Genomic DNA, 13,534 nt, shown 5'->3' with positions numbered 1-13,534 from the left:
GAATGTTGTCGCAGTTGCTCGTCGAATATCCCCTCGCCGGCCCGCACGTCTGGGACAACCCGCTGGCCCGGGGCGCCGACGGAGTGCTGCGCTACGGAAACCTCACACCCGCGCTGACCGAACTACTCGATTTGCAGGTGCACGCCTTCGGCAGCCGCGAAGCCGTGGTCGAGATCGGTGGCCCGCGCCTGACCTACCGGGAGCTGTGGCACCGCGCGTCCCGGATCGCGGGCGGCTTGCAGGAGCACGGCATCGGCTACGGCGATCGGGTCGCCGTCCACATGCCCTCCGGCGCGCGGTGGGTGCAGGCATTCCTCGGCGCCCTGCTCAGCGGCGCGGTACCGGTGCTGGTGCACGACGCGCTCCCGGAATCGGTCGCCGAGCGCGTGATCGCCGACAGCCGCGCCGATTTCGTGCTCGGCGACCAGGGCGCCGGGACCGAATTGCCCGACGGTGCCGCCTACATCGACGACGGCGCCGCGCTGGGCGATCTGGCGCTGCTGTGCTACACGAGCGGGACGTGCACGCCCAAGGGTGTGGAGCTGACCAACGAGAATCTGCTATCGGCTGTGCGTTCGGTGGTCGCGGCGCTGGACCTGCCGACCGACGGCCTGCGCAACCTGGTGCTGTTGCCGTTGGCCCACGCCGGCGGCTGCGTGGATCAGCTGTTGCCGACCTTCGCCGTCGGCGGCACCGTGGTGCTCACCCGCGACACCCGCGGCATGGCCGAAGCCATCGCCGCCGAGCGCATCGACATGGTCTCCGCGACGCCGCGGATCTTCGCGGGCCTGCTGCCCCGGCTCGCGGAATTGCGCGCCGACGGACTGCGCACCGAGGGCATCGCACGGATCAGCAAAGCCGGTCACCGCGCCGCCTCGCCGGCCGACCTCGCGGCCGGACTGCGCGGCGTGTTCCCCGCCGCCCGGCAGTGGTCGGTGTGGGGCGCAACCGAAACCAGCGGCATCGGTCTCGCGGTGGACGACGCCCAGCGTCCGGACTCGTCGGATGCCGCCGCGGTGCTCGGATTTCCCTTCGGCGGAACGGAATTGGCGCTGTGGGGTCCGCGGGCGACGGCGGGACACGGCGAACTGCTGTGCCGCGGGCCCAATGTCACCCCGCGCTACTGGGACGACCCCACCACGACCGCGGCGCGGTTCACCGGAACCTGGTTCCACACCGGCGATCAGGTGACGATCGACGCCGACGGTTTGGTGTGCAGGGCAGTGGTGCCCGTCGAGTGAGATCGTCTCACTCCAGCATTCGCTCACGCAGCCGCCCGAGCAGGCCGGGTGTCAGTCCGATCGTCGCGAGATAGCCGTCCAGGTCGCCGTGCAACTCGCGCATCGAGGCGGTGGCGATATCCAGGTATTCCTCCCGCACTCCGAGCAGGTCGACGGAGAGTTCCTCGCCGCCCAGCAGCTTGGCCGTCATCAGGGCGCGCAGCGCGGGGACGGCCCCGTTGCTGAGCAGATAGTCGGCCCGGATGTCGGCTTCGGTGACGCCGACCGCGCGCAGCAGCGTCGCGACGGCCCACCCGGTGCGGTCCTTGCCCGCAGCGCAGTGCACCAGCACGGCGCCGTCGCCGCGCAGGACGGACTCGGCGAGGGAGGCGATGGCGGCGTGCGCCTCGGGGAGTGCCGGGAACATCCGATACACCTCGAGCATGTGGGTGTAGGCGTTCTGCGCGCTCGCCTCGTGCGGCGGCGCCTCGGCCATGCGGGAGTCGAACGGAGTGATGGCCAGCCGGACGTCCGCGGGCAGCCGGTCGGCGCCGATGTGGTCGATCTCGCGATGTCCGCGCAGGTCGTGGACGGCGCTGACGCCAAGTTCGCGCAGCGTGACGTGGCCCGCGTCGTCGAGTCCGCTCAGTTGCGCCGAGCGCAGCAGGACACCGGGGCGGACCTTGGCGCCGTCGTCGGTGCGCAGACCAGCGGTGTCGCGGAAGTTGAACGTGCCGGAGAGAAAGTACTGGTCGGCGGGGGGCGAGAGAGTCACCGACCCAGGTTATCCGCCGCGCGGAACGAACGGGTGTCGACAGCGGGTCGTACCCACCACGACAGGCTGACCATTTCGGACTTTTTCACTGTGGGATTCGCCACAGAATTTGGGCTGCTCGGGGCCTGCACCGTACCGTGGTCAACGGTCTGTCTCCCGGCCGGGCGCCGCCGAGTTCCGCCGTCATGGCGTGATTTCCGGGCGGCACGGTGCGATCGCATACCCATTCCGTTTGGGTAACAAAACATTCCTCCAGTCTGGAATTGCCGATCCAACCCGTTCTTAAGCCCCGAAAACGCTCTACCATTGGTGAACGTTGGACCGGGCAGCGTGGGTATTTCCCGATGTTGCCCGCCCTGTTCAGCGAGTCGCGCCAACGCAGGTGCGTGAGTTCTTTCGCCGAGAGGGAGTCGTCGTTGAGCGCACGTGGAGAAGTGATAACAGATATCCGGCTACAACCCGCCGTCACCGATGCGGTCGAAGCCGCGGCGGCCACGCTCGACTACACAGGCCTGCGCGCGTTGCGGGTGCTGCTGCACGCCGGTGTCAGTGCGTACTGGCCCTTGATCAAGGCTGCCCCGGACAAGCAGATCCGGTCGTACGAGATGACCCTGCAGGCGCTGCGCGCCCGCTGGGCGGTCAAGGCCGATTGCTTCCCCGACCCGATCACCACGGAGTTCTATCGGGAGAAGGACGCCGAAGTCGTCGCGTTCCTGCAGATGTGTGCCGGATTGTCGGGAACGCAGTGGCTGGAGCCGGTGGAGGCGATCGCCTGCAATGTCGTGTCGATCATGCAGGGCACGATGCTGCGCTGGCTGGTCGATTGCAACGACGAGACCATGCTTGTGGTGCTCGACGAGATGGTCAGCGTACTGGCCGCGAAGGCCGCGGAGCTCTGACAACTTCTGGACGTCTGACCAACTTGGTGGTTGAGTTGTCGGGTGACCGAGACGTCGCCGATCGCGGGGCTGCACGCGGCCACCGCCGAACTCGACCCGCCACTGGCCGCCCTCGACCTGTCCACTCTGCGCGCGAACGCCGCTGACCTGGTGCGGCGAGCCGGTGGCACACCGGTGCGGGTAGCCAGCAAATCCGTGCGCTGCCGTGCAGTGCTCGCCGAAGTCCTCGGCGCCGATCTCACCGCCGCGGGTGGCTTCGCGGGCATCATGTCCTACTCCTTGCGCGAGGCGCTGTGGCTCGTGCGGCACGGGGCGCGCGATGTCCTGCTCGGCTATCCGAGTGTGGACCGTGCCGCGCTGGCCGAATTGGCGGCCGACGATATCGCGCTGCGCTCGATCACGCTGATGATCGACGATGCCGCCCAACTCGACCTGTTCCGCGCCGCCGTCGGCTCCGACCGGGTGCGGCCGCGAATCTGCCTCGACGTGGACGCCTCCCTGCGGATCGGGCCGCTGCACCTGGGGGTGCGGCGTTCTCCCGTTCGCACGCCGCGGCAGGCTGCCACGCTGGCGGGCCAGGCGCGGCGGCGGGGCTTCGACGTGGTCGGCGTGATGACCTACGAGGCGCAGATCGCGGGGCTGCCGGACGCGAACGTCGCGGTGCGCGCGGTGAAGCGGGCGTCCGCGGCGGAGATCCGCCAGCGCCGGGCCGCGGTGCTCGCCGCGGTCCGCTCGGTGACCGGCGAGCTCGAGATCGTCAACAGCGGCGGCAGCGGATCCATCGAGGTCAGCGTCGCCGATCCGGACGTCACCGAGGTGACCGCCGGATCCGGGTTGTATGTGCCGACGCTGTTCGACGACTATCGGTCGTTCGAGCCGAGAGCGTCGCTGTACTTCGCGATGCCCGTGCTGCGGCGTCCGGCGGACGATATCGCCACCGTCTTCGCGGGCGGCTACATCGCCTCGGGTCCCGCCGGGCGGTCGCGAGCGCCCAAACCGGTGTGGCCGCGCGGAGCGAAGCTGCTCGGCACCGAGGGCGCGGGCGAGGTGCAGACCCCGCTGTCGGGCGCCGCTGAACTGCGGATCGGCGACCGGGTGTGGTTCCGGCACGCGAAGGCCGGTGAATTGTGCGAGCGGTTCGACGCCGTGTATCTGGTCGACGAGGGCGGCCACCGCGAGCGTGTGCCGACCTATCGGGGCGAGGGTGTCTGCTTCGGTTGACCGGCGCCGGTCAACCGCAGAAACGCCCCGAGATCGGCGAGTTCGTCGGGGTCGGCGGGCAGATATTCGGTCAGCAGCGGTGAGCGGATGACGATCGCCTTCCACATGGCGCGGCACAGCGCGTGGATCAGGCCGCGCGACAGCAGCGACGCCATGCCGTTGGGCGCGTCGGCGGGGGAAGAGGTGGTCATGGACAGCAGCACCACCGCCGCCTCCCGGCCGCGGAAGCGATCCGGCGTGCCCACCAGGACGTCCTCGATCTTGGCGCGGGCCAGCAGCGTCTGGATGCGCCCCACCTGAGCGGCGTACGGAGCGACCACGAAGATGTCGTGCGGATGCAGTCTGCGCGTGGTCGCGCCGCTGGTCCAGGACCTGCCGAGCAGCGCGCGGACCCGGCGCACCACTTCGCGCGCCTCCGCCGGTGACTCGGTGGCGTTGCCGTAGTGATCCACCAGGACGGTGTCCACCCCGGGCTCTTCGCCGTGGAGTTGCCGGGCCAGGGTGACCGTTTCGTTGGCGCGCAGGCGGCCGTCGTAATACAGGCGGGAGACCGGTTCGCACACCGCCGGGTGCATGCGCCAGGTGCGGTCGAGGAAGTACCCGCGTTCGGCGGGCAAGGTTTGTCGTCCATCGGCCAGCCACCCGAGCACCGATTCACCGACGGGCGCGGGATGGGCGCCGCGCGCGGTGGACGCCACCGGGTCGCCGAGCAGCAACACATTACGCGCGCACCCCGCGACGGACACCGTCTCGGCCAGCGGGAAGCGGCCCGCGTCGGCGATCACGAGCAGGTCCAGACCCGCACGCGGTACGAGATCCTCGTTCGTGAAATCGGCCGGGTCGCCGCCGAGGACGCAGCCGCTGATCGCGTTGTCCAGGAACCGCGGATAGCGGGCGGCGTCGATCACCACCCACTCCGGCGCGACCGTCGCCGCGTCCTTCTTGGCGACCAGCTCCGGCAGCACACCCGCCCGCACTACCGCGTCGAGCAGGTTCTCCACGATGGCGGGCGATGGCGCGACGATGCCGATCCGCCACTTGTTCCGAGTGATCAGGCGCTCCAGTACCCGGGCCGTGGTCGCGGTCTTCCCCGTGCCCGACGGACCCTGCACCGCCAGGTAGGAGTGATCGAGAGCGCACAGCGCGGCGGTGATCGCGGCGGCGTAGTCACCGTGCACCTCGGGCAACCGGGCGGCGCCGTGCTGCCGGGGCGGTTGACGCGCGAGGATGTCGAACACGGCCGTGCGCGGCGTGTCCGGCAAGGTCATCAGCAATTGCTGCGCCGCGAGTTCGATGGCTAGTTCGGCGTTCTCGTCCCAGTCCGGAAGGCCGGGTGCGATCGCCGAGGGCAGTTCGTCGTAGGGTTCGCAGCCTTCGGGCAGCGATTCCTCCAGCCGGACGGTGTCGTCGAATTCGGTGTCCACCGAGCAGCCGAGAACCGTCGCCGTCGCGGTGGCCCGCTGACCCGCGGCGGTGACCATGCCGCCCGGCATCGGCTGATCGTAGAAGGTGTAGACGGCGGTACCCGGAGTGAGCACGCTCGGACCGGGGGCGCCGCTGGAACCGGTGCCGATTCGTCCGGTCAGGGTGAGATAGCGCCGCATCGCCGGGCGGTCGGGGCGGCGATGCCATTTGGTGTCGACGGTGCCCCAGTCGGCCACCAGCACTCCCGGGGCCTCCGGCCATTCCCGCACCGGGTGACTGAGCCGGTCGGCATGCGCCCACCACAGCGGCTGCCGCTCGCGCCGGTGGTAACCCAGCGTCGCGGCCATCAGCGCGGCGGGATGCAGCGGATCACCCTGCGCGGCAGCGTATTCCGCGAGCGCGGCCTCCAGCGACGACGGCCGGGACGACGGCGGCGCCGGCTCGCCGGGCACCGCCGGGGCGCACCACGTGTCCGGTGTCCCGGTCGGCGTGGCGACGCGTTGCTCGGCCGCGCGATCGAGCAGCCAGTCGCGCAACCGCAGCACCGTGTGGCAATCGTGTTCGGCGGGCGCGCCGGGAAGCAGTCGGCGCAGCTCGCGGAGCCGGTAGGAAGTCTCTCCGATGAGCAGCGCGCCGCGCACGATCGGATACAGATCGACCAGGACGCCCTCGCACAACAGCTCGTCCACGAGTTCCTCGTTGACGCCGTGCCGTCCGGTGCAGCGCAGCAGCGCGGTCCGCACCGCCGCGGAGTAGTGGTAGACGTGCAGGCCGGGATCGATCCGGCGGCGCTGGGTCAGATAATCGAGCACCTGCTCGAGCACGTGGCGTTCGGCGGCCGCGGCGCGGCCGGGCTCGCTCGAACCGCTCGGTCCGCGCAACGAGAGATGCACCATGTCCGGGCCGCCGACCTCGACGACGAGCGGAGTCCGTCCGCCGCCCGTGATGGTGAGCGAGAGATCGCCGGGGGAGGGTGCGGGCAGCGCCCCGAGCACGGTAGCGTCGAGCACCGCGTAGGTCGGCCGGCCCGAAACTTCCCGCCGCAGCTGGATTTCCGCCTGGCGGCGCAGCGCCGAGACGGTGCGCGGCGGCACACCGGGAACCGCGATCTCGGCGCCGGCCAGCCGATCGATGGTGTTCACCCCCGCTTCCCGCAGGCGGGCGCGCGCGGCGGGCGGCATGCCGGCGACCAGCAGCAGGTCACGCGCGGCGGAGAGGGCGGCGGCGCAGCCGCGGCAGCGGCCGCAGGCGAGATAGCGGGGATCGCCCCACTGCACGGGCAACAGTTCGGCGAGCTTTTCGTCCACGATGCGCTCCACCCGGCTCCGGCGCGCCCGATACAGCGCAAGCAGCTCGCTCAGCGTTCGGGCGCTGCTCTCCGCGCCGAGATGCAGCCGGACCAGCGGCGCGGTGAGCGCGCCCGAGTGGTCGAGCGCGTCGGCGCACGCGGCGAGTTCGAGGGCGGCGGACACCCGATCCGCGGTCGTGGGCGCGATGCCGTGCACGGTATAGCGGACCCGATGTTCGGCCCGCACCAGGAAGTCGGCGGAGCAATGGAATCGGCCGTCGAAGAAGGTGGCGCCGTGCACCACGTGTGCGCCGGAGCGCAAGGCTGCGACCGTGTCGGCGTGCGCGGCGGTGAGTGCCGCGACATGGCGGCCGGGATCGCCCGGTTCGTCCGGCGGGCGGTCGATCTCGACCACCGCGCCGGCGAAGCGCGCGCGGTAGTCGTCGAGCAGGCGGCGCCGGACGTCATCGGTCCCCGGCGCGGGCTCGCACCCCGGTATGGTGCGGTCGGGGTCGGCCGGGATGGTGCCGAGTTCGGCGTCGAGGGCGCGCAGCAGGGCGAACTCGCAGTGCGCCGCGCGGACGAGATCGACGGCGGTGCAGACGACACGATCACCGAACACGAACAAACGCGGCCCTCCTGTGTCTTCGCGGGACACCCGCTGCCGGCAAGCGCCGAATTACACACGGACCCGCAACACTGTAGCCAGCGCGCCTGACCTCGACCTACCCTGCCCGGCTCAGGAACGCGGCTTACGGCGCTCCGGCCGCTTGCCGCCCTCGCGCTCCCGGCGCTGGCCGCGGCTGAACGTGCGATGCTGCGGCGGACCCTGATCCAGTTGCAGCTGAATGAGCACCCCACTGATCCGCGTGCGCCGCAACGCTTCCAGTGTTTCCTCCGGCAGCTGTGCGGGCAGTTCCACCAGGCTGTGATCGGGCCGGATGCTGATGTGCCCGAAGTCGCTGCGGCGCAGGCCGCCTTCGTTGGCGATGGCGCCGACGATCGCGCCGGGCACCACGCGATGCCGCTTGCCCACGCTGATCCGGTAGGTCGCCAGCTCGGTTCCGGTGACCCGGTGGGCCGAGCCGCCGGACCGCTCCTCGTCGAAGCGGCGAGCGGGACGCTCGCGTGGAGTCCGCTCACGCTGCGGGCGCTCCACCGGCTCCGGCTCGGGCTCCATGAAGAAGTTGTCGCCGTCGTAGGAGCCCACCGCCAGCGCCGCGGCGATGTCGGCCAGCGGGATGTTGTGCTCGCGCTCGTAATCCTCGATCAGCTTGCGGAACAGCGGGAGATTCGACGAGGTGAGGTTCTCGGTGATGGCGTCGCCGAACTTGGTGACGCGCTGCGCGTTGACATCCTCCACACTGGGCAGCTGCATCTCGGTGAGCGGATGCCGGGTGGCCCGCTCGATCGACTTGAGCAGATGCCGCTCGCGCGGCGCGACGAACAGCAGTGCCTCGCCGCTGCGCCCGGCCCGGCCGGTGCGGCCGATGCGATGCACGTAGGACTCGGTGTCGTGCGGGATGTCGTAGTTGACCACGTGCGAGATGCGGTCCACGTCCAGTCCGCGTGCGGCCACATCGGTGGCGACCAGGATGTCCAGTGCGCCGGACTTGAGCTGGCCGATGGTGCGCTCGCGCTGGTTCTGCGCGATGTCGCCGTTGATCGCAGCGGCGGAAAAGCCTCTGGCGCGCAGTTTTTCGGCGAGTTCCTCGGTGGCCTGCTTGGTGCGGACGAAGATGATCATCGCCTCGAACGACTCCACCTCGAGCACCCTGGTGAGCGCGTCCAGCTTGCGCTGGTGCGAGACCAGCACCCAGCGCTGGGTGATGTTGGTGTTCGTGGAGGTCTTCGCCTTGACCGTGATCTCCACCGGCTCGTGCAGGTACTGCTTGGAGATCTTGCGGATCGCGGCGGGCATGGTCGCGGAGAACAGCGCCACCTGCTTGTCGGCGGGCGTATCGGCGAGGATGCGCTCGACGTCCTCCTGGAAGCCCATCTTCAGCATCTCGTCGGCCTCGTCGAGCACCAGATACTGCAGCTGCGACAGATCGAGCGTGCCCTTCTCCAGGTGATCGATCACCCGGCCCGGTGTGCCGACCACGACGTGCGCGCCGCGGCGCAACCCCGACAGCTGCACGCCGTAGCTCTGCCCGCCGTAGATGGGCAGCACGTGCAGGCCGGGAATGTGCGCGGCGTAGCGGCCGAAGGCCTCGGCGACCTGGATCGCGAGCTCACGGGTCGGCGCGAGCACGAGGGCGCGCGGACTGCGGCCGACCGGCTCGAGCCCCATCAGGATCGGGATGGCGAAAGCGGCGGTCTTGCCGGTGCCGGTCTGTGCGAGACCGACGACATCGGCGCCCGAGAGCAACGGGGGAATCGTCGCGGCCTGGATGGGGGAGGGCGATTCGTAACCGACATCGGCGATGGCCGCGAGGATGCGGTCATCGATACCCAGATCGGCGAAGGACGGGCCGTCGGTGTCCCTGTCGTCGTCGCCAGGAACGCTGTCGACCTGATTAGTGCTCATTGAGCAGGAGTTTACTGTGTGGGGCTGTTCGTCCCGGCCACCGCCCCAATACGGTGAGACCTATGCAACTGGACACCTCGCTCGCGCACCGGGATGCGCCGCCGGATCAACTGGACGTGGCGGTCGTCCAGTTCGCCCCTTCGACCGACCCGGCGCAGAACCTCGTCGCGGTGCGCGAACACGTGCGAACGGCTCACGAACGGGGCGCGCGCGTGGTCGTCGCACCGGAATACGCGATGTTCGCCGTGACCCGGCTCGACGAGCGGGTCGTCGCCGTCGGCGAACCGCTGACCGGCCCATTCGTCACCGGCCTCGGCGCGATCGCCCGCGAGTTCGACGTGTTCCTGGTCGCCGGAACCGTGGAGCAGGTCGAGCCCGGCGGCGACCGGATTCGCAACACCCTGGTCGTGCTCGGCCCGGACGGTTCCCTCGTCACCCGGTACCGGAAGGTCCACCTCTACGACGCCTTCGGACACTTCGAATCCGACGTGGTCGAGCCGGGCGTGATCGAGGCGCCCGCCACCTTCACCGTCGGCGATGTCACATTCGGCATGCAGACCTGCTTCGATCTGCGCTTCCCGGAAGGCGTGCGCCGGGTCGCCGCGGCGGGCGCGCAGGTGCTGCTGCTGCCTGCCCAGTGGATCCCGGGACCGGGCAAGGTCGACCAGTGGACCACGCTGGTGCGGGCGCGGGCGATCGAGAACACCGTCTACGTCGCGGCCGCCGACCAGGCCGCACCCCGGGGTGCGGGCGCGTCGATGATCGTGGACCCGGCCGGCGCGGTGCTCGCCGAACTCGGTGACGAATCGGGCGTGCTGACCGCCGGAATCGACCTGGCGTACCTGAGCAAGGTGCGCACGGCGAACCCGAGTCTCGCGTTGCGTCGATTCGCGATCACCGAGCGCGGACCGGAGTAGCGTTCGACATCGATGGTGTACACCGATCGGACCTCGGCCGGTCGCGCGCTGGGTGCGCATCTGGAACACCTACGCGCGTCGGACCCACTGGTGCTCGGGCTGCCGCGCGGTGGAGTTCCGGTGGCCGCCGCGGTACGCGAGGTGATCGGCGGTGACCTCGACATCCTGCTGGTTCGCAAGCTGGGTGTGCCGTGGCAGCCCGAGCTGGCGCTCGGCGCCATCGGGGAGGACGGGGTCCGGGTGCTGAACCAGGATGTGCTGGCGCACACCGGGATAACGCCGAAGAAGGTCGACGCGATCGCGGCACGGGAGCGCGCCGAGCTGGAGCGGCGCAGACAGGTGCTGCGCGGTGGATCGCGGCCGATCCCGCTGACGGGGCGCACGGTGGTGATCGTCGACGACGGCATGGCGACCGGCGCCACGGTCGTGGCCGCCTGCCGGGTCGCCCGCCTGCACCGGCCCGCGCGAGTCGTGGCCGCCGTGCCGGTCTCCTCGACCGAAGCGATGCGCCGGGTCGCCGACGAGGCCGATGAGGCGATCTGCCCGTGGGTGCCGCGCTCGCTCGGCGGCGTCGGCGGCGCGTACCGCGATTTCCATCAGCTCGAGGACGCCGAGGTCACCGCGTTGCTGTGCTGAACAGATTTCGACGGTCCGATCGCGCGTGGGCGAGACGCTCAGCGCCCCGCGTAGGCCGTCGAGGTGCGCGCGGCCGCGGCGACGAGCGGTCGCAGCTGGGCGGCCAAACGCTCCGCGCTCACCGCGACGACGTCGACGTCCGTGCCGGTGCGCACCGCGTACCGGCCGTCGGCGACCACGTCGATCCAGCACAGCACGCCGAACGGGCGCAGTTCCCCCGCACCGCGGCGAGCCGAGACGACCATCTGGCCGATGCCTTCGCGCGGCTGCCTGAGCAGCTTGCGGATCCGGGACGGGGTGGACGGACCGGCGACCGGAACGGTGACCAGGTTGCGGCTGTCCTCGCCGACCTGGGACAGGGGAGCGGTCAGGCGTGGGAGCATGCCGGGGGCGTTCTCCGGGAGCATCGAGACGATCCGCGGGCACAGGGTTTTCGAACTGCCCGCGAACAATCGCACGTCGCCGCCGCGATCGGGTGTCGCGCCGGGGCGCTGCGCCGCGACCACCGCGACGTTCCCGGTGGCGGCGCCGAGGATACGGATCGGCCGCGCCGCCGACTCGGGTCCCCGCCCGGTGCCCGCAGGCGGGCGGGGACCGCCGTTTTCGGGCGGTGCCGGGTCGGGCGCCGTCGCACGCTGACCGAACACCTCCACGCGCAGGTCCGGCTGGGCGAGGACGCGCAGCGCCGCCTCCAGATCCGCGTCCAGCACCTCATCACACCAGCGATCGAGCGCCGGAAGCTGCGCGGTGCGTTCCGCGGTGTCGCGCGCCGACAGGCGCACGGCGAGTGGATAGGGAATGCGGTCGCCGTCTGTGCGTGACCAGGCCAGTGCGAACTGATCCGGGGTCAGCGTCCAGTTCACTCGTACTCGGTCCATTCGCCGAGCACGGGCGGTGTGGTCGGATCGAGCGACCCGATGAGTTCGCCGCCGTCGTCGGCGGGCTCGAGGTAGGTGGGGAGATCGTCGAGGTCGAACTCCTCGTCCTCGTCATCGATCGGCGCCGGGCGTGCGGCGGCGGCGTGCGCGGCCACGCTCGAACCCGCGCGTGGGGTGTCGACGGCGGCGACCGCGCCGCCCATCAGACCGCCGATCGCGCCGGCGCCGATACCGGTGACCGCCGCGTCGGAGCTGTCGTCGTTCTTGCGCCGCTCGTCGCGTTTGCGCTGTTCCTCGGGCGGAACCTGGCTGCCGACACCGGGCACGGCGGGCAAGGTCAGGGGCGTACTCGTCGCCGCGGCGGGCACGGTCGCCGGGCTCGGCGACCCGGTGGTGGTCGCGGTGCGGAGGTCGGCGGCGGCCGTAAACGTCGGGAGCGCCGCCGCCGCGGCGGGTGCGACTCGGGGCGTGGCCGGGGCCGGTGTCTCGTCCGCGACCGCGGCGCCGGTCGTCGGCGTGGCAGCGGCGGCGGATGTGGCGGGCGTCTGCGCGGCGGGTGCCGGATCGGCGGACGCCGGTGGGCCGCTCTGCCGCACCGTGTGGATCGACGTCGGCGCGTGTGCGCCGAGCGACGTGGGCTGCGCGTCCGATGCGGCCGGAACGATGCCGACGATCTTGCTCGTCGGTGTGGCGGTGGGTGGCGGGGCGGCCGGTTGGTCCGATTCGTCGGGGAAGGCGGGCACGTCGGTGCCGGTAGGGGCGAAAACTCCTGCGTAGATGTCGTTCATCGCGCGCACGACGTCCTGGCGGGCGTGTTCGCTCGCCTTCTGCCCCTCCACATTGCTGGTCGCACGGGACGGGTCGAGCAGCGCGGCGCCCAGATCCGGTGCGCCGGTGGGCGGCTCGGTCACCGCGGCCCGCAGCGCCTCCGCCGCGTCGCTCGCTCGGCCGAGACGCTGTGCGACGACCGCGAACACGTCGGCCAGATCCTGGCCGCTCTGTTCGAACACGCGCACCACCGCGTCCGCGCTCTTTGCTGCGGAGCCGCGCCAGCCGTCGGCGATGGCCGCGCGAATCTCGGTGTGCGCCTGGAAGACCGCGTCGGCGAGCTGAGCCGCCGCGTCGCTCCATGCCTGTCGGCCGCCCGCCAGCACGGCCGGGTTCAGCAACTGGACCTTGGCGTGGATCTCGTCGTGCGTGAGGTTGTCGAACACTTCGACGTTCGGAGCGTAGGCGGGGTCGGTGCGCCGGTGGGTGGCCCGCTCGCCGGCGCGCGGCATCTCACGCATGCGCGGCTCCCGTCACGTCGATCCGTTCGACCGCCTGCGCGAGCGCCTGGTCGGCCTGCTGGTAGACGGCGGCTGCGGCGCGGAAGGTCTGAGCGAGTTCGCGTGCGCCGGCGGCGTATTCGATCAGTCGCGCGATCGCGCCGTCGGCCTTGCGCTCGAATCCCGCGCGCAGTGCGTCGCCGGAGGCGAATCCGCCGAAGCCGGGCAGCGCGGTGGCGCCACTCAGGATGCGGATCTGCTCGTCGACCCGATCGGCGAGCAATTCGTAGCGGCGCGCGCACCTTTCGTGCGCGCCGTCGGCGACCAGGAGGCCGTCGATCCACAGCGAGCCGTCGTCGACCGCGCGGTTCAGCGCCGCGATGTCGACGCCGGGTGCGGTGACCTCCGCGGGCGGTTCTCCGCCGTACCCGTTCTCCTGCGATGGCATCTGCGCCGTCCCCCTTCCTGTTCCGAAAT

Annotated in this window: 11 protein-coding genes; 5 read left to right on the top strand and 6 right to left on the bottom strand. The window is 71.0% G+C overall.

Annotated features, from left to right (window positions below; genetic code table 11):
* Nucleotides 1-2: 2 nt before the first annotated feature.
* On the top strand, nucleotides 3-1,241 hold the full coding sequence (locus tag ACT89H_RS10115; RefSeq protein ID WP_445108301.1) for a class I adenylate-forming enzyme family protein: 1,239 nt from the start codon (nucleotides 3-5) through the stop codon (nucleotides 1,239-1,241).
* A 7-nt stretch (nucleotides 1,242-1,248) separates the two neighbouring features.
* Here the strand turns inward: ACT89H_RS10115 and ACT89H_RS10110 are convergent, their stop codons facing one another.
* The gene (locus ACT89H_RS10110; protein WP_445108300.1) at nucleotides 1,249-1,995 is read right to left on the bottom strand and encodes a tyrosine-protein phosphatase; all 747 of its coding nucleotides are present in this window, start codon (nucleotides 1,993-1,995) and stop codon (nucleotides 1,249-1,251) included.
* A 416-nt stretch (nucleotides 1,996-2,411) separates the two neighbouring features.
* On the opposite strand from ACT89H_RS10110, the gene ACT89H_RS10105 reads away from it, so the two are divergent.
* The gene (locus ACT89H_RS10105; RefSeq protein ID WP_445108299.1) at nucleotides 2,412-2,894 is read left to right on the top strand and encodes a TetR family transcriptional regulator; all 483 of its coding nucleotides are present in this window, start codon (nucleotides 2,412-2,414) and stop codon (nucleotides 2,892-2,894) included.
* Nucleotides 2,895-2,936: 42 nt separating this feature from the next.
* Nucleotides 2,937-4,115 (top strand): alanine racemase, encoded by a 1,179-nt coding sequence (locus ACT89H_RS10100; protein WP_445108298.1) that lies wholly within the window; start codon nucleotides 2,937-2,939, stop codon nucleotides 4,113-4,115.
* Here ACT89H_RS10100 and ACT89H_RS10095 read toward each other — a convergent pair.
* Together ACT89H_RS10095 and ACT89H_RS10090 are read right to left on the bottom strand one after the other, a co-directional pair.
* A complete protein-coding gene (locus ACT89H_RS10095; RefSeq protein ID WP_445108297.1) occupies nucleotides 4,085-7,450 on the bottom strand; it encodes an AAA domain-containing protein in 3,366 nt (1,121 codons plus the stop codon). The genes ACT89H_RS10100 and ACT89H_RS10095 overlap by 31 nt on opposite strands.
* A 117-nt stretch (nucleotides 7,451-7,567) precedes the next feature.
* Entirely contained in the window at nucleotides 7,568-9,358 is a 1,791-nt protein-coding gene (locus ACT89H_RS10090; protein ID WP_445108296.1) for a DEAD/DEAH box helicase, read from the bottom strand.
* A gap of 62 nt (nucleotides 9,359-9,420) precedes the next feature.
* On the opposite strand from ACT89H_RS10090, the gene ACT89H_RS10085 reads away from it, so the two are divergent.
* Complete coding sequence (locus ACT89H_RS10085; protein ID WP_445108295.1) at nucleotides 9,421-10,275, top strand: carbon-nitrogen hydrolase family protein; 855 nt, start codon at nucleotides 9,421-9,423, stop codon at nucleotides 10,273-10,275.
* Nucleotides 10,276-10,287: 12 nt separating this feature from the next.
* A complete protein-coding gene (locus ACT89H_RS10080; RefSeq protein WP_445108294.1) occupies nucleotides 10,288-10,911 on the top strand; it encodes a phosphoribosyltransferase in 624 nt (207 codons plus the stop codon).
* 38 nt (nucleotides 10,912-10,949) lie between these two features.
* Here ACT89H_RS10080 and ACT89H_RS10075 read toward each other — a convergent pair whose 3' ends face one another.
* The 3 genes from ACT89H_RS10075 to ACT89H_RS10065 are packed head-to-tail and all read right to left on the bottom strand — an operon-like array spanning nucleotide 10,950 to nucleotide 13,505.
* Nucleotides 10,950-11,789, bottom strand: a complete 840-nt coding sequence (locus ACT89H_RS10075; RefSeq protein ID WP_445108293.1) for an ESX secretion-associated protein EspG — start codon at nucleotides 11,787-11,789, stop codon at nucleotides 10,950-10,952.
* The gene (locus ACT89H_RS10070) at nucleotides 11,771-13,078 is read right to left on the bottom strand and encodes a WXG100 family type VII secretion target (RefSeq protein WP_445108292.1); all 1,308 of its coding nucleotides are present in this window, start codon (nucleotides 13,076-13,078) and stop codon (nucleotides 11,771-11,773) included. Before ACT89H_RS10070 ends, ACT89H_RS10075 begins: the two co-directional genes overlap by 19 nt.
* Nucleotides 13,071-13,505, bottom strand: coding sequence for a hypothetical protein (locus tag ACT89H_RS10065; RefSeq protein WP_445108291.1), 435 nt, complete (start codon nucleotides 13,503-13,505; stop codon nucleotides 13,071-13,073). Before ACT89H_RS10065 ends, ACT89H_RS10070 begins: the two co-directional genes overlap by 8 nt.
* Between the last annotated feature and the right edge of the window lie 29 nt (nucleotides 13,506-13,534).

The sequence above is a fragment of the Nocardia aegles genome (genome assembly GCF_052545135.1).
Note: the sequence above shows the minus strand (reverse complement) of the source record. Positions and strands in the feature narration are given on the sequence as shown.